Annotated in this window: 13 protein-coding genes and 1 other RNA gene; 10 read left to right on the top strand and 4 right to left on the bottom strand. The window is 43.4% G+C overall.

Translation table 11 applies throughout. The features are described 5' to 3' along the window. Window positions 1-81 precede the first annotated feature (81 nt). Window positions 82-3,495: a phycobilisome rod-core linker polypeptide gene (locus NIES592_RS10750; RefSeq protein WP_073555719.1), complete on the bottom strand. Its 3,414-nt coding sequence runs from the start codon at window positions 3,493-3,495 to the stop codon at window positions 82-84. Window positions 3,496-4,327: 832 nt separating this feature from the next. On the opposite strand from NIES592_RS10750, the gene NIES592_RS10745 reads away from it, so the two are divergent. The 10 genes from NIES592_RS10745 to ssrA all read left to right on the top strand — a co-directional run bounded on the left by NIES592_RS10745 (window position 4,328) and on the right by ssrA (window position 12,488). Beyond that, window positions 4,328-5,515, top strand: coding sequence for a class I SAM-dependent methyltransferase (locus tag NIES592_RS10745; RefSeq protein WP_073555718.1), 1,188 nt, complete (start codon window positions 4,328-4,330; stop codon window positions 5,513-5,515). Between the two features lie 167 nt (window positions 5,516-5,682). Next, entirely contained in the window at window positions 5,683-6,141 is a 459-nt protein-coding gene (locus NIES592_RS10740) for an ATP synthase subunit I (protein WP_026086552.1), read from the top strand. Window positions 6,142-6,239: 98 nt separating this feature from the next. Then, window positions 6,240-6,995 (top strand): F0F1 ATP synthase subunit A, encoded by a 756-nt coding sequence (atpB, locus tag NIES592_RS10735; protein ID WP_009457002.1) that lies wholly within the window; start codon window positions 6,240-6,242, stop codon window positions 6,993-6,995. Window positions 6,996-7,111: 116 nt separating this feature from the next. After that, window positions 7,112-7,357 carry an ATP synthase F0 subunit C gene (atpE, locus tag NIES592_RS10730; RefSeq protein WP_009457001.1) on the top strand — a complete coding sequence of 82 codons (246 nt, stop codon included), beginning with the start codon at window positions 7,112-7,114 and terminating at the stop codon, window positions 7,355-7,357. A gap of 233 nt (window positions 7,358-7,590) precedes the next feature. After that, window positions 7,591-8,022 carry a F0F1 ATP synthase subunit B' gene (locus NIES592_RS10725; RefSeq protein WP_009457000.1) on the top strand — a complete coding sequence of 144 codons (432 nt, stop codon included), beginning with the start codon at window positions 7,591-7,593 and terminating at the stop codon, window positions 8,020-8,022. A gap of 156 nt (window positions 8,023-8,178) precedes the next feature. Further along, entirely contained in the window at window positions 8,179-8,730 is a 552-nt protein-coding gene (locus NIES592_RS10720; RefSeq protein WP_062248104.1) for a F0F1 ATP synthase subunit B, read from the top strand. Next, the gene (atpH, locus tag NIES592_RS10715; RefSeq protein ID WP_016866285.1) at window positions 8,727-9,281 is read left to right on the top strand and encodes an ATP synthase F1 subunit delta; all 555 of its coding nucleotides are present in this window, start codon (window positions 8,727-8,729) and stop codon (window positions 9,279-9,281) included. Before NIES592_RS10720 ends, atpH begins: the two co-directional genes overlap by 4 nt. Window positions 9,282-9,388: 107 nt before the next feature. Next, a complete protein-coding gene (atpA, locus tag NIES592_RS10710; protein ID WP_062248106.1) occupies window positions 9,389-10,909 on the top strand; it encodes a F0F1 ATP synthase subunit alpha in 1,521 nt (506 codons plus the stop codon). Between the two features lie 99 nt (window positions 10,910-11,008). Further along, entirely contained in the window at window positions 11,009-11,956 is a 948-nt protein-coding gene (locus NIES592_RS10705; protein WP_062250693.1) for a F0F1 ATP synthase subunit gamma, read from the top strand. 143 nt (window positions 11,957-12,099) lie between these two features. Further along, window positions 12,100-12,488: a transfer-messenger RNA gene (gene ssrA, locus NIES592_RS10700) on the top strand. Window positions 12,489-12,730: 242 nt separating this feature from the next. Here ssrA and NIES592_RS10695 read toward each other — a convergent pair. The 3 genes from NIES592_RS10695 to petB form a co-directional block, all read right to left on the bottom strand. Beyond that, window positions 12,731-13,174 carry an ATP-binding protein gene (locus NIES592_RS10695; protein ID WP_062248107.1) on the bottom strand — a complete coding sequence of 148 codons (444 nt, stop codon included), beginning with the start codon at window positions 13,172-13,174 and terminating at the stop codon, window positions 12,731-12,733. A 618-nt stretch (window positions 13,175-13,792) separates the two neighbouring features. Next, the gene (gene petD, locus NIES592_RS10690; RefSeq protein ID WP_016866281.1) at window positions 13,793-14,275 is read right to left on the bottom strand and encodes a cytochrome b6-f complex subunit IV; all 483 of its coding nucleotides are present in this window, start codon (window positions 14,273-14,275) and stop codon (window positions 13,793-13,795) included. 271 nt (window positions 14,276-14,546) lie between these two features. Beyond that, window positions 14,547-15,194, bottom strand: coding sequence for a cytochrome b6 (gene petB / locus NIES592_RS10685; protein ID WP_009456992.1), 648 nt, complete (start codon window positions 15,192-15,194; stop codon window positions 14,547-14,549). Window positions 15,195-15,515 lie beyond the last annotated feature (321 nt).

The raw sequence follows: 15,515 nt of genomic DNA, 5'->3' as shown, positions 1-15,515 counted from the left end.
AAGAACACTGACCAACTGGTAGAAAGGGTTTATGGCGCTAATCCCCAAAATACTCTTGTTCATTGATAACTGTTCACTGATTTAACCTCCCTGAGTGTAACGTCCAGTTAGCACCGAGGGTGACAAGCTAGACCAAGACTGCTTGACTAAGTCAGCTGCCGCCTTAACACTACCGAGGTAGTTACCCGCAGGAAGGGATGGGAAGCGCTGATAAGGCACAACATCCTCACCAAAGTAACGGGCATACTCTGGACTGTTGACCATTGCCTCTACAGCCGTTTTTAAGCCACTATCAGCCAGTAGTTTATTGTACTGACGAATTTCGGCTTGAGTTGCTGGCGCACGCCCTAATAGGTGACGGAACAGGAATTCAATCACCTTGGTATTGGGATAGGGAGTGTAGAAGCGCTTGCGATAAATTTCGGAACTAGCCAAGTCACGTACAAATTCGCGTACAGAGATTTCTCCGTTACGCAGTTTGCTTTCTAAGTCTGTACGGCGGAAATACTCAGGTACTTGACCGCTAAATACATCCATTACCTGAACGTAGATGGCATTGATTACCTGTTGTATTTCTGCTTGGTTTGCTCCTACAGTTATCCGGTAAATCCGCGCAGGTTTACGACGAGTTGTACCCACACCCACTTCTACCGACTGTCCACGACCATCGTTGTAAGAACGACCTAGTTCAATAAACAGTGGCTTGCTCTTGTCAACAGCCCTAGCTTTCGCTGCCATATCTGCGATCGCCTTCGCCATAATTGGCATTTGAGCGGCATCCATACGCGGCTTGGTCGACTCAAAGCTGGGAACAACAATATCCTTGCTTTGCTTGGTCAGTTGGTTGTACAGCTTTTGAGTATTTGGGAAATTAGCTGCTGGCAAGGTTGTAAAGCGGTTGTAAGGAACCGTATCTTCACCAAAGGCTTGGAGATACTCTGGGGTATTTAACATTGCCCGGATGAAGGCACGAATACCCTGGGTTGCGAGAATCTGGTTATACTTCCTAATCTCCGCTTGATCTAAGGGCGCCCGTCCCAAGAAATGCTTAGTACCTAGCTCAATTACCTTAGTGTTTGGGTAGGGTGTATAAAATTCCTTCAGGTATAAACCAGAACAACCTAAACCTTCAATGAATTCTTTAACAGTGATTTCACCATTACCTAGCTTGCTTTCCAGTACTTTAAATTCCCTGGAAGAAGCAACGTAGGGTGCGATATCCCGCTCAAAAATCTGCCGATAGGCAGCACTAATGACGTTTTGAACAGCGACTTTGTCGCCAGTACCAGCCACCAACTTGAAGATTTTTCTTTGTTCGCGCTTCTTGCTGACACCTTGGTTGATGCGCGCCTGAATATCTGGTTCTGTCCGTGTAGCCGTAACAGCACCCATTTGTACAAACATGGGTGTTTCTTGCTTGTCGACTCTTGCACCGACATCTTCACGGATGCTACCGACACGCAGTTTCCGCAATGCTAGGCCACCAGGAGTCAGATAGCGTTCGTAAGGAACTGTATCTTCACCAAATGCCTGGCTGTATTCTTCGCTGTCAATAATGGCGTCAATCAGTGCATAAAAGCCTTTTTTAGAACAAATATCAAAGTATTTGTTATTTTCCTGACGCCCATAGGTCGGACGACCTAATAGACGACGGTGAATGTACTCGATCGCCTTACACACATAATAAGGTGTCCAGTAGAGCTTGCGGAATAGATCCGACTTCGCCAAAGCACGAATAAATTCGCGTACGGAAATTTCGCCGTTTTCCAGCTTAATTTCCTGAACTTTTAAGCGCTGACCTTCGTAGACATCACGACCAAATACCTGTAGGTAAGCCCCACGAATTACCGCTTGGGTAGAGCTTTCGGAGTATTTGACACTTGATCCTTTGCCAGTTCCTTTGCTCAAGGTTCTGGGAATTTGATCTAAGCGGAAGACTTTTGGCCCCAGAGTACCAGGGAACTCGCCACGAGCCGCCGGGTTACTATTTTGGTTATTAATTGCTGGTCCTTGGTGAATCAGGATGCGCTTGGTATCCTTACCAAAAGGAGCAGGACGACTGCTGGGGTTACGAGTTTCTTTCGGGAAAATCGCCCCAAATTGAATTTCCAGTGGATCGTTACCAGAACCGTAGGGATGCTGATCAGGTAGCGGCTGGTTATAGTCTGCAAAAGTTGTGATAAATTGGGGTACTTTGCGGAAAGGCGCGCTGTATTTGAACAGGTCTTGCTGTGGACCCCAGTTCCGACACTCTTGAGCTTCTTGACCCAGACCCCGAATGTAGGGTACTGTTTCCTCACCAAAGTAGTCTGAATACTCATCAGAATCTACTAGAGCATCAACTAATGCCGATAAACCACCACGGGAAACAATATCAAAGTACTTTTGTACTTCTTCCCGGCTGCTTGGCCCCCGTCCCAATATGTGACGGAAAGCAAGTTCTAGGGCACGGCTATTTATAAATGGTTCGTAAAATTGTTTCCGGTAAAGTGGAGATTTAGCAAGGCGACGGACAAACTCTTTCATTGAGATGTCGCCATTTTTAACCTGGGATTCTAGATAGGAAATCGACAAGCTGTAAGCGCGGGTAATATCACGCTCGAAGATTTGCCGATATGCTGCTTTGACTACCTCGGTTTTCTCCGCAGCAGATAAACCAGGCTTCATGACAAATTTTTGACGCCGCTCTGCCGCATTAAAGTAAATCTGAGGCAACTCTAACCCTTGTTGATCACCAGAAGGACGTTGCCGCAGCTTGTTAGAAGGGGTAGGTGCTTTGAATTCTGTAATCAAAACATCCATGTACTGAGACACAATATCAGCTGCCTCAGTGTCTTTACGGAAATAGGAAAGCGCAGCAGCTTTCAATTCCTGTAAAGCCACAATTGTTGCTTCACCAGAACAAGCGTTTTCAATGATTTCTCTCAGACCACGCGTATTGACAGCGATGATGTTGGGGTCACCAGCGACGATCGCATAAGTAGCGTAGCGCAAGAACCATGATAAGTCCCGCAAGCTCTTTGCCATGTTGGCTGGGCCATAACGGGCAATGTTAATTGGCCGGAAACCTGGTGGAATTGGCCCACTAGGTGAAGAGTTAAAAATGGAACGTAAATTTTCTAGGAACCCACCCCGAGTTTCTACGTAGGTAACAGTTCCGAGTTTCATTGCGTCTCTAACATCGGAGGTAGATGCAGCTGCTGCTACCGCCATCGCCAATTCTGGCTCTCTAGGCTTTTCCAAAAAAGCCATTGGCGAACCACCAACAAAAATCCGGTTGGCAGCTCGAGAAACAATAATTTCGGAATTGTCCGTGAGCGTCTGGGCAATTTCTAAACGTTTTGCACCAGATGCAAAATAGTTTGCCAGTTCATTTAGCTCCCCGGCTCCCAAAAAGCGGTCTTGCTGCTCCGCTTGGGAAATTGTTGATACAGCTAGGGTTTGATATAGTTGCGGACGCGCAACTGAGCTTCCACCACTTGCCTTAACACTCATCGGATTTGTAAAACTCCCATCATATGCGTTTATGTGTTAAGTCTGGGTCACTTTAGGGCTTGACACATCGGTATATTCATGCTTCCCCTGTGTCGCCTGCTAAGTTGCCAGAAAAAATTAACCCAGTCAGCTTTTAGATTAGAACGTTTTGGGATTTATCAGGGGCTTTATTAAGAAGTATGTAGAAACTGGAGCGTTGATGTATCAAATCTTGAAGGTGGGTGTTTTGGTTTTCTGAGAAAAAATCTAAGTTTTGTATCTGTAGGTAACGAACCTCCAAAACACTAAGATTTTGTTTGTAGGATTTTAAGAAGGCAGGAGGAGAATCCCTATAATTTGTTTGTAGGATTTTAAGAAGGCAGGAGGAGAATCCCTATAAATAGATTTAGGGACTTATAAAGTGTTGGCAGAGGGAAAATAAATTTCTCTGTTTTGTCCTGTGCCTCTGTCTGGTCAACTGTCAAATGATCGTGTAGTTGTTTGTAGCAATTTATCCAGAGGTAGAAAAAGACAAAACATCAACAATCATAACCACATTGCTAATAGGAGCAAGTTGAATTACCCGTGATCTTCCCATTCGCAGCGTAGGTGAGATTCTGATTGGTTAAAAATCATTTGTGCCTTGAAACAAATATAGTAGTATTTGTTAAATTTTTGAGTCCACCTGCGATTCAAATTGCAGACTAAGAGCTTATGAAATAGACTGAACTCAAGAAGAATCTACCATTTAGTCCAATTTAGTGGACTTCTGCTATCAGCCAAGAACTTTAGTTCTTGGCGCATTTGACAACCACAAGCGTTAAACTCAAAAATGCTGCCATGAAAGCTTTTTATGTCCGACTCCCAAACTGTTAGTACTGCTGTTGCGAAACTCTACGATACTTATCCCTTTCCACCAGAACCGCTGCTAGATGAACCACCCCCTGGCTACAACTGGCGCTGGAATTGGTTAGCCGCTTATAATTTCTGCACTGGGCAAAAACCCCAAAAACAAGACATCCGCATTTTAGATGCTGGTTGTGGTACAGGAGTAGGAACAGAGTATTTAGTCCACCTCAACCCTTATGCTTCTGTAGTCGGGATTGATCTGAGTGCTGGTGCTTTGGATGTCGCCAGAGAACGCTGCAAACGCTCAGGAGCGAATCGTGTTGAGTTCCATCACCTCAGTCTTTACGATGTGGCACAGCTTTCGGGTGAGTTTGATTTAATTAACTGTGTGGGGGTACTGCATCACTTAGATGACCCGATTCGCGGTATTCAAGTCTTAGCGAGTAAACTAGCCCCAGGCGGCTTAATGCATATTTTTGTGTACGGGGAACTAGGACGCTGGGAAATTCAACTCATGCAAAAAGCGATCGCCCTGATTCAAGGTGAAAAACGCGGTGACTATCGTGATGGTGTCCAAGTAGGGCGACAGATATTTGCCTCTTTACCAGAAAATAATCGAATTGTCAAGCGAGAAAGAGAGCGTTGGTCTTTGGAAAATCAGCGAGATGAATGCTTTGCTGACATGTATGTCCATCCTCAAGAAATTGATTACAATATAGACACGCTGTTTGAACTCATCGACGCTTCCGGATTAGAGTTTATCGGCTTCTCAAATCCTGGTTTCTGGCAATTGGAGCGACTTTTGGGCAAAGCACCGGAATTGATGGTCAGGGCAGGTGAATTGAGTGATCGCCAACGTTACCGTCTCATAGAATTGCTAGACCCAGAAGTCACCCACTACGAATTTTTTCTTGGTCGTCTACCCATCACCAAAGCCGACTGGTCAAATGATGATGCTTTAATGGCAGCAATTGCTGAGCGTAATCCCTGTATAGATGGGTTTCCGAGCCAGTGTGTGTTCAATTACGATTACCAAATCGTACACTTATCGGAATCCGAATTAAAATTTCTGCAAGCCTGTGAGGGGAAGAAAACAGTCGCAGAAATTTTGCGGCATGATGTTGTACAGCTAGAGTTAAAGCAAGTGCGATCGCTCATAAATCAGCAATTGGTAATGTTAACACCAAGCTGAACTATTAGGCATTGGGCATAGTTATATCCCAATTACCAATTACCCATTACTAATTACCAAAAGGCTAAGTTAATTGTTTTTTTCTAAAGTATTGTTACCTGATCATGATATGATTTAGCTGGCTGAATGTGCAGTCAACATAATTAGCTGTACTGGTTTCAAGTCCCGTGAGCTTGTCTGATCAATCAACTGATCCCACACCGACAACACGACAAGATTCAATGCCTGGTTTTGAGGACACAGAACCAGTAGACTCTATGCAAGAGTTTTATAAACTCTATCAAGAGTTTTTGCTAATCACGCTTGTCTTGACGGGGATTGTTTTTATCTCTGTGTGGATTTTTTATTCCCTAAATATTGCCCTAAATTATCTTCTTGGGGCATTTACGGGTATGCTTTACATGAGGATGTTGGCAAAAGATGTTGAGCGCTTAGGCCCACAAAAACGGCAACTGAATAAAAATCGGTTTGCCCTATTAGTAGTGATAATTCTGCTGGCATCCCGGTGGAATGAGCTGCAAATCATGCCCATATTTTTGGGATTTCTGACATATAAAGCCACGCTCATCTTTTATGTAGTTAGAGAAGCTTTTATCTCTGGCTTGCCAAATATTCCAAAACCTTAAAAAGGCTCAATGTGAGTTTGCCTTAAGTAAATCCACACCAGGCTTCTAGTTTCTGTTCTCCAGTTTAAGATTGGAGAATTAGTTGATTTGGGAAGAAAATGCTCAATTTTCTGAACTTCTTCAATTCCGTCACCCTTGCCGAGTTAGAAGTAGGACATCATTTCTACTGGCAGTTGGGTAATTTAAAACTACATGGACAAGTTTTTCTTACCTCCTGGTTTGTGATTGCCATTTTAGTAGTGGCTTCAATTGCCGCTACTCGCAACGTCCAAAGAGTTCCCAGTGGCATACAGAATTTTATGGAATATGCCCTAGAATTTATTCGGGATTTGACGAAAAACCAGCTAGGTGAGAAAGAGTATCGTCCTTGGGTGCCTTTCATCGGCACATTATTTCTGTTTATTTTCGTATCAAATTGGTCGGGCGCTTTAATTCCTTGGAAGCTCATCAAACTGCCATCTGGTGAATTGGCAGCTCCGACCAATGATATCAATACGACAGTAGCACTGGCGTTATTGACTTCTTTAGCCTACTTTTACGCTGGTTTTAGCAAACGCGGTCTGGGTTACTTTAAAAAGTATATCGAACCAACACCGGTTCTATTACCAATCGCGATTCTAGAAGATTTCACCAAACCTCTTTCCCTAAGCTTCCGTCTTTTTGGGAACATTTTGGCGGATGAATTAGTGGTGGCGGTACTAGTTCTATTAGTCCCTCTATTTGTTCCTCTGCCGGTGATGGCTCTTGGGTTGTTTACCAGCGCCATTCAAGCCCTAGTTTTTGCTACCCTTGCAGGAGCTTATATTCACGAGGCAATGGAGGGACATGGTGGTGAAGAGCATGAGGAACATTAAAGTCCTCAGTTGATGTAATGAATTAGATGTTGGAGACTGGAAATTGAATTCAGTTCTAACTCTAAGAAACAAAATCGCAAACCGTTTGTTTTTTACTTAAGGTAAGGAAAATCAACATGGATCCATTGATTTCTGCTGCTTCAGTTCTCGCTGCCGCTTTAGCAATTGGTTTAGCTGCTATCGGTCCTGGTATTGGTCAAGGTAATGCCGCAGGTCAAGCAGTAGAAGGTATCGCCCGTCAGCCAGAAGCAGAAGGAAAAATTCGCGGTACACTGCTGTTAACATTGGCGTTCATGGAATCACTGACAATCTATGGTCTGGTGATTGCGTTGGTATTACTGTTTGCTAACCCATTTGCTTAATCTCTAAAAACTTTTCCTTGATTTTTGGAGACGTGATGACTTATACCAATTTTGGATTTTAGATTTTGGACTTTGGATTAAAAGCTTTTCTAAAAAGCTATCTAATTCGTTTCAAAATGAAACTAAATAATCCCAATTTGGTATCACGTCTCTGAGTCTAGATTTACCTTTAACCAAAGGTAAATCAAAATTGCTAGCCAAAAAAACTGCTGTTACAGCCAAAAAGGAGAGAAATGTTTGATTTCGATGCTACCTTGCCCTTAATGGCATTGCAGTTCCTGCTGTTGGCAGCTGTTTTAAACGTGATTTTCTATAAGCCATTGACCAAGGTACTGGACGATCGCGATAATTACATCCGAACGAATAACCTTGAAGCTCGGGAACGCTTGGCTAAAGCCGAGCGATTGACCAAGGAATATGAGCAACAGCTAGCGGAAGCCCGTAGGCAATCTCAAAATGTCATTGCTCAAGCTCAGACTGAAGCTCAAAAAATTACTGCCGAGAAAATCGCTGAAGCACAAAAAGAAGCTCAGGCGCAACGAGAACAAGTGGCTCAAGAAATAGAACAGCAGAAGCAGGAAGCTTTAAGTTCCTTGGAGCAACAGGTAGATGCCTTCAGCAGGCAGATTTTAGAAAAACTCTTGGGACCTTCTTTAGTCAAATAAAGTGATTGTTGACATCTGACAATATTAGGTTCCAAAAAGTACATGCGCTGCGGGGCTTTTGTCCGGTGAGCGCTGAATTAAGTGTCACGCATGGACACTTTTTTCCTTTGGGAAAAGTTCTAACTTACGATTAGCAAGGGAGCAGCGCAGTTGTAGATGGGTATTGTAGGAAGTGTCTTGTTATTAGCCACAGAGGCGGCAGAAGCAGAATCGCCAGGCGGTTTTGGTCTAAACTTCAATATTCTTGAAACCAATATAATTAACCTGGCAATTCTAATTGGTGTTTTATTTTACTTTGGGCGTAAAGTTATCAGTAACACCCTCAGCGAGCGACGCTCAAATATTGAAACTGCAATTCGGGAAGCAGAGCAACGTGCCAAAGAAGCAGCAGCCCAACTTTCCGACGCACAACAAAAGTTGACTCAGGCACAAGCAGAAGCGCAACAAATTCGCAAAGCGGCCGAAGAAAACGCTCGCTCAGTGCGTGAAGCAATTTTAGCGCGGGCAGCAGAGGAAGTGGAACGAATGAAAGAAACAGCCGCCCGCGATTTAGATACAGAAAGAGAGCGAGCATTTGCCGAACTACGGCAACGGGTAGTGGCAATGGCATTGCAAAAAGCCGAGTCGGAACTCCGCAGTGGAATTGGTGACGATGCTCAACAAAGATTGATTGATAGTAGTATCGCGCTACTGGGAGGCAACACATGAAAGGCAATGCAGGATTAGGAGAAATAGCCCTGCCTTATGCAGAGGCTTTGATGTCGGTAGCCCAATCCAGGAATTTGACAGAAGAGTTCGGCGAAGATATTCGTGCTTTGCTGAACTTGTTGTCTAGCAGTGATGAGCTACAAAAGTTTCTTAACAACCCCTTTATCCAGGCTGAAGATAGAAAAGCAGTTCTCAACCGGATTCTTGGTGAAGGTGCTAACACTTATTTCCGTAATTTTTTAATGCTGTTGGTAGATAGACGGCGCATTATGTTGTTGGAAGAAATTTGCCGACAATATTTGGCACTGTTACGGCAGCTCAAACAAACAGTGTTAGCAGAAGTGGTTTCTGCTGTTCCTCTGAGTGAAGCACAAGCCTCAGCAGTAAAACAAAAGGTCATTGCCATGACCAATGCTCGCGAAGTAGAACTAGAAACCAAAATCGACCCTGACATTATTGGTGGTGTCATTATTAAAGTAGGTTCTCAGGTAATTGACGCTAGTTTGCGGGGTCAACTGCGTCGCCTGTCTTTGCGCTTAACAAGCGCCTAAAAATTATGAATTGTGTGAATTGTGAATTATGAATTATAAAAATTTTGAGTATTCATAGTTCATAAGTTCTTAACTCCTGTTGTCTCACCAAAAAGCAAGATAGACAAATGGCAATTAGCATCAGACCTGACGAAATTAGCAGCATTATTCAGCAACAAATCGAGCAATACGACCAACAAGTCAAAGTTGCTAACGTTGGTACAGTTTTACAAGTAGGTGACGGTATTGCCCGTGTTTATGGTCTAGAAAAGGCCATGGCTGGGGAATTGTTAGAGTTTGAAGATGGTACAGTCGGCATCGCCCTCAACTTAGAAGAAGACAATGTTGGTGTAGTGTTGATGGGTGAAGGTCACTCAATTCAAGAAGGTAGCACCGTCACCGCTACCGGTAAAATCGCTCAGGTTCCTGTAGGGGAAGCCTTGATTGGGCGCGTTGTCGATGCTTTGGGTCGGCCAATTGATGGTAAAGGTGAAATCAAAACCACCGAAAGCCGTTTGATTGAATCTCCAGCACCTGGTATAGTTGCCCGTCGCTCTGTACACGAACCCATGCAAACCGGAATCACCGCTATCGACGCGATGATTCCCATCGGTCGTGGTCAGCGGGAATTGATTATTGGTGATCGTCAGACTGGGAAAACAGCGATCGCGATCGACACTATCATTAACCAGAAAGAAGAAGATGTAATTTGTGTTTACGTAGCAGTCGGTCAAAAAGCTTCCACTGTAGCCAACGTCATCCAAACATTGCAAGACAAAGGCGCGCTAGACTACACCATTGTTGTTGCTGCGAACGCCAGTGACCCTGCTTCTTTACAATACCTGGCTCCTTATACTGGTGCCTCAATTGCTGAGTACTTTATGTACAAAGGCAAGGCGACCCTAGTAATTTACGATGACCTCTCCAAACAAGCCGCAGCTTACCGTCAAATGTCCTTGTTGTTGCGTCGTCCACCCGGACGGGAAGCTTATCCTGGAGATGTTTTCTACCTGCACTCCCGCTTGTTGGAACGGGCAGCTAAACTGAGTGACGAATTAGGTAAAGGCAGTATGACCGCCCTACCGATTATCGAAACTCAAGCAGGTGACGTTTCTGCTTACATTCCCACCAACGTGATTTCCATCACCGACGGTCAGATATTCTTGTCTTCTGACTTGTTCAACGCTGGTATTCGTCCCGCTATTAACCCTGGTATTTCCGTATCCCGTGTGGGTTCTGCCGCTCAAACTAAGGCAATGAAAAAAGTTGCTGGTAAGTTGAAGCTAGAGTTGGCTCAGTTTGACGAATTACAAGCTTTCGCTCAATTTGCTTCTGACCTTGATAAAGCTACCCAAGACCAGTTGGCACGAGGTCAGCGTTTACGAGAACTCCTCAAACAGCCTCAAAACTCACCACTAGCAGTGTATGAGCAAGTAGCCATTCTTTATGCTGGTATTAACGGTTATCTCGACGATATTCCAGTTGATAAAGTCACAACTTTCGCTAAGGGTCTGCGGGAATACTTAAAGACCAGCAAACCACAGTATGTCCAAGGTGTGCAAACCCAAAAAGTACTAGGTGACAGCGAAGAAGCAGCCTTGAAAGAAGCAATCAACGAATACAAAAAGACCTTCTTGGCAACAGCATAGGAAATCGGTAAAAGGTAGTGGGTAATGGGTAATGGCAAAAACTTTTACCCAATTACCAATTACCAATTACCAATTGCCAATTACCAATTCATAAAGATTATGGCTAATCTCAAAGCAATACGTGATCGCATTCAGTCGGTTAAAAATACCAAAAAAATTACGGAAGCCATGCGGCTGGTGGCTGCTGCAAGGGTGCGTCGTGCCCAAGAGCAGGTATTAGCCACCCGCCCCTTCGCTGACCGCTTGGCACAAGTACTCTACGGTTTACAAGCTCGTCTCCGGTTTGAAGACGCTAACCTACCCTTACTGAGAAAACGGGAAGTTAAATCAGTAGGAATATTAGTCATTTCAGGCGATCGTGGTCTTTGTGGTGGTTACAACACCAACGTCATCAAACGGGCGGAAACTCGCATCAAGGAACTCAAAGCAGAAGGCATAAATTACAAGTTAGTACTGGTAGGACGAAAAGCTACACAGTATTTCCAACGTCGTAATCAACCAATTGATGCAGTTTATACTGGTTTAGAGCAAATTCCTACCGCCGCTGAAGCTTCCAATATTGCTAATGAATTGCTTTCCCTGTTCCTATCAGAAAGCGTAGACCGTGTTGAATTGATTTACACTCGCTTCGTCTCTTTAGTAAGTTCACGTCCAGTAGTACAAACACTGCTTCCTCTTGACCCCCAAGGTTTAGAAACCGCAGATGACGAAATTTTCCGTCTCACCACTCGTGGTGGTCAGTTTGAAGTCGAACGACAGAAAGTCACTACTCAGACTCGTCCCTTACCCCGTGACATGATCTTCGAGCAAGATCCTACTCAAATTTTGGATTCTCTGTTGTCTCTGTATCTGACCAACCAACTATTACGAGCATTACAAGAATCATCAGCTAGCGAACTGGCCGCACGCATGACAGCCATGAGCAATGCTAGCGATAATGCTGGTGAATTGATCAGTAACCTTACCCTGTCCTACAACAAGGCACGTCAAGCTGCAATTACTCAGGAAATTCTTGAAGTTGTAGGCGGTGCTGAAGCACTTACGTAAGACAAAGATTTTAGATTTTAGATTTTAGATTTTAGATTGGAGTTACAACAAAATCTTCAATCCAAAATTGTAAATCCAAAATCTAAAATTTTGAGTGGCACATTTAAAAACGGCTGACTATAATAGGGCTATGTGAACTTCATGGGTCCGTACCGGTTTTGACAGGCTGGCGAAAGCTACTCTGTGATTCAGGTCGAGAGTGAGTCATCTCTCGTAAATCCAAGGCTCAAAAAAAAGTAAATGCGAACAACATCGTAAAGTTTGCTCGTAAGGAAGCTCTTGTAGCTGCCTAATAGCCTCTTATAGGTTCGAGCGCTTCTAGTCTGACTCCGTTAAGGGCTAGAGGCAAACCCCAACGGATGCGCTAATAAGTTCCCTCTGGTGGACTTGCTAGCAAAGACTTAACCAGAGTATCCTAGCGTTCGGGATAATGAACGTTCCCCGCCTTGAGGGTAAGAAAGGCTAAGCCTGTGAACGAGCGGGGGGTCAATACCCAGTTTGGACAGCAGTTCGACTCTGCTCGGATCCACTAAATAATTAAGCATGTCCACCTAATTTAATTAGGTGGATTTTTTTTATAAATTAAAGATTTGATTGGTGGCGATCACTTCAATATTTAATTTATTTAATTTACATAACAAATATTAAATAATATTAATGTGAACTTTTGGAAAACATTCTTTTGCTACATCTTGTTTGCAGCAATCACCAAGTTTCGAAATTTATATGTAATTTACAACTAACAATTTGGAATATTAAACTTAAACAAAAACCTTATTGCTGCTTTTGTAGACCATACTTAACGATCAGCAGGCAGTTCCTACCATCTGCACCACGTTCGTAGACGACTTGATCAACCAAGCGTCGCAGCAGGAACCATCCATACCCACCGACTTGCAGAGTACCTGGTTCTGGTTCAGCGATCGCATCAGGATTAAAAGGTTTACCATAATCCCAGATTCTAATCTCCAGTCGATCTATCCATAGGAAAACGTCTATATCAATAGTTGTTTCTGGAGGAAGAGTATGATGAGCATGGCGGACAGCATTAGTAAAACCTTCTGCTAATGCTAGGTTCAGGCGATGAAGTTGACCTTCTGACCAATCAAGTTTAGATAAATGTTGCAAACAGAATTGTTCAAACCACTGTTGCACCCGGTTTAGAAGCTTGAGTTCGCTCTTTACAGTCAGATGGTCTTGCTGCACTATGCTAAGCATTGACCTTGGCATATATGTGTATAGGTAAAAATCTTTGTAAGAAGATGAGCATAAATATGTTTTGTTGTTTGGTGTTAGAAATTACCTTACCCTTTGAACTTTGTCAAATGGACATTATTGAAACGCCCTTGTAGCTTGTTGCGAGTTGCTTTGCATCTATGGCGACTTCTGTAAAGTAAGAATCTTTCGGCAAAGGCAACTGGCGTTACCTGGCATGGAAAACTCCTGTTCTGCGTGCTGCCTCAAGTCAACTACTAACTTTCTTAATTGCTTATCATATGTATTTAAAGTAATTACCCATTACTCAATACTATAAGGTCAAGTTTAACCATGATATTACTTAGTCCCAATAACGTAAAATAACTTGAAACTAGCTGTTATCATTAGTCATGAAACTTATGTTTTACTAGATTCGAGTTATTTATATCTACTATCATTTTATAAGTTATAGATTTTGGAATAGTATTGTAATCCAAAATTTATAACCAGAAAAACTTTACAGATATAAAACACAAAACGGATGATTAAAATTGACACCTGTAGACTTCTCAATAAAAGTACATCTGCACTTGTTGAGAAAAACCACAGGCGTCAAATTAGGTTGATGACTACTAACGTTTAGAACAATCCCAAAGTCAAAGATTTATCTAATGGGAAAGTAGCACCAATACCTAAGTAGAGGGTAACTAGAGTACCGAAAAGAAAAACTGCTGTCGCTACAGGACGGCGGAAAGGGTTCTGAAACTTGTTGACGTTCTCAATAAAGGGAACAAGGATCAGCCCTAGAGGTACAGATGCCATCAACAATACTCCTAAGAGTTTGTTAGGAACTGAACGCAAAATTTGAAATACAGGATACAAGTACCACTCTGGCAAAATTTCTAGTGGTGTTGCAAAGGGATTTGCTGGTTCTCCAACCAAAGCTGGGTCTAATACAGCTAGGGCCACAATGCAAGCGAAACTGCCCATGATTACAACTGGAAAGACGTAGAGTAGGTCATTGGGCCAAGCGGGTTCGCCATAGTAGTTATGACCCATACCCTTGGCTAGTTTGGCTCTTAAGGTAGGATCGCTCAGATCTGGTTTCTTTAGTGTTGCCATTTTTTTATGTGCTCTCCTGCTGACGTCGAGTTAAAGCATTTGTTCAAGCCTCGAGCTTCAGGCACTAGCTTTCAGCTTAAGATGCAATCGTTTGTTTTTTTTGTCTTCTATGTGTCAATAGATTTGTTATTTTTTATTTCAGTTTAAAACAAACAACTCAATCTGGAAACCGAAAGTCAATACCTGATAACTTTACGGGAAAGCATTCATGCTTTCAAGCTCTGTGGCTGGTAGGCTAACTGTCACAAAGAATGCTTCTGCCGCATATAAATTACAATGGACCGGAAATCCCTTGTTTGCGAATCATCAAGAAGTGAAACAACATGAAGACGGCAATTAGCCAAGGCAACACAAAGGTGTGGGCACTGTAGTAACGAGTTAGTGTTCCTTGTCCAACGCTAGAACCGCCACGCAGCAGTTCAGAAATCAAGGTGCCAACTACCGGAATTGCTTCTGGTACACCGCTGACGATTTTCACCGCCCAATAACCAACTTGATCCCAAGGCAGAGAATAGCCAGTGACGCCAAAAGAAACGGTAATCACCGCTAGGATGACTCCACTGACCCAGGTTAACTCACGGGGCTTTTTGAAGCCGCCAGTCAGGTAAACCCGGAATACGTGCAGAATCATCATCAGCACCATCATGCTGGCAGACCACTTATGGACGGAGCGAATTAACCAACCAAAGCTCACTTCATTCATGATGTACTGCACAGACGCATAAGCTTCCGTCACAGTTGGCTTGTAGTAGAATGTCATAGCAAATCCAGTAGCAAACTGGATTAAAAAGCAAGTGAGGGTAATTCCACCCAGGCAGTAGAAGATGTTGACATGGGGAGGGACGTACTTGCTGGTGACGTCATCAGCGATCGCTTGAATCTCCAAGCGCTCCTCGAACCAGTCATAAACGTTGGCCATACAATCTCAAGTTCCTAGAAATCGATCGCGGTTAATAAATCTCCCAACTTACCGGGGATTGGTGATTGGGGAGTAGGTAGCAGGAATCAGGAATCGGGAATTATCTGGCTTAGTTCCTAAGCCTCAGTCCCTTATGCCTAATCCCCTTGAGCAAAGAGGAGAAAAGCTCGTTTGTTGATGAGCCTTAGGAGTGTTAATAATTTTAAAAAAAAAACTTAACACTCTGCAAAGATGGAATATATTGCGTTCTCTTTGCACCCAATCAAAAAAATGCTGGACACAAAGTAGATTTTATCGTTTGTAGAGGGGGATTTGCACCGA

The organism is Fischerella major NIES-592, assembly GCF_001904645.1.
Lineage (GTDB): Bacteria > Cyanobacteriota > Cyanobacteriia > Cyanobacteriales > Nostocaceae > Fischerella > Fischerella thermalis.
This window is presented reverse-complemented; position numbering and strand designations above follow the sequence as displayed.

Excerpts from the sequence above, each read along its gene's own strand:
- NIES592_RS10705 (WP_062250693.1), top strand. The coding sequence starts at position 11,009 with ATGGCTAATCTCAAAGCAATACGTGATCGCATTCAGTCGGTTAAAAAT.
- NIES592_RS10695 (WP_062248107.1), bottom strand. The coding sequence starts at position 13,174 with ATGCTTAGCATAGTGCAGCAAGACCATCTGACTGTAAAGAGCGAACTC.
- atpB (WP_009457002.1), top strand. The coding sequence starts at position 6,240 with ATGCTCAATTTTCTGAACTTCTTCAATTCCGTCACCCTTGCCGAGTTA.
- atpA (WP_062248106.1), top strand. The coding sequence starts at position 9,389 with ATGGCAATTAGCATCAGACCTGACGAAATTAGCAGCATTATTCAGCAA.
- NIES592_RS10720 (WP_062248104.1), top strand. The coding sequence starts at position 8,179 with ATGGGTATTGTAGGAAGTGTCTTGTTATTAGCCACAGAGGCGGCAGAA.
- NIES592_RS10725 (WP_009457000.1), top strand. The coding sequence starts at position 7,591 with ATGTTTGATTTCGATGCTACCTTGCCCTTAATGGCATTGCAGTTCCTG.
- NIES592_RS10750 (WP_073555719.1), bottom strand. The coding sequence starts at position 3,495 with ATGAGTGTTAAGGCAAGTGGTGGAAGCTCAGTTGCGCGTCCGCAACTA.
- atpH (WP_016866285.1), top strand. The coding sequence starts at position 8,727 with ATGAAAGGCAATGCAGGATTAGGAGAAATAGCCCTGCCTTATGCAGAG.
- petD (WP_016866281.1), bottom strand. The coding sequence starts at position 14,275 with ATGGCAACACTAAAGAAACCAGATCTGAGCGATCCTACCTTAAGAGCC.
- petB (WP_009456992.1), bottom strand. The coding sequence starts at position 15,194 with ATGGCCAACGTTTATGACTGGTTCGAGGAGCGCTTGGAGATTCAAGCG.
- NIES592_RS10745 (WP_073555718.1), top strand. The coding sequence starts at position 4,328 with ATGTCCGACTCCCAAACTGTTAGTACTGCTGTTGCGAAACTCTACGAT.
- atpE (WP_009457001.1), top strand. The coding sequence starts at position 7,112 with ATGGATCCATTGATTTCTGCTGCTTCAGTTCTCGCTGCCGCTTTAGCA.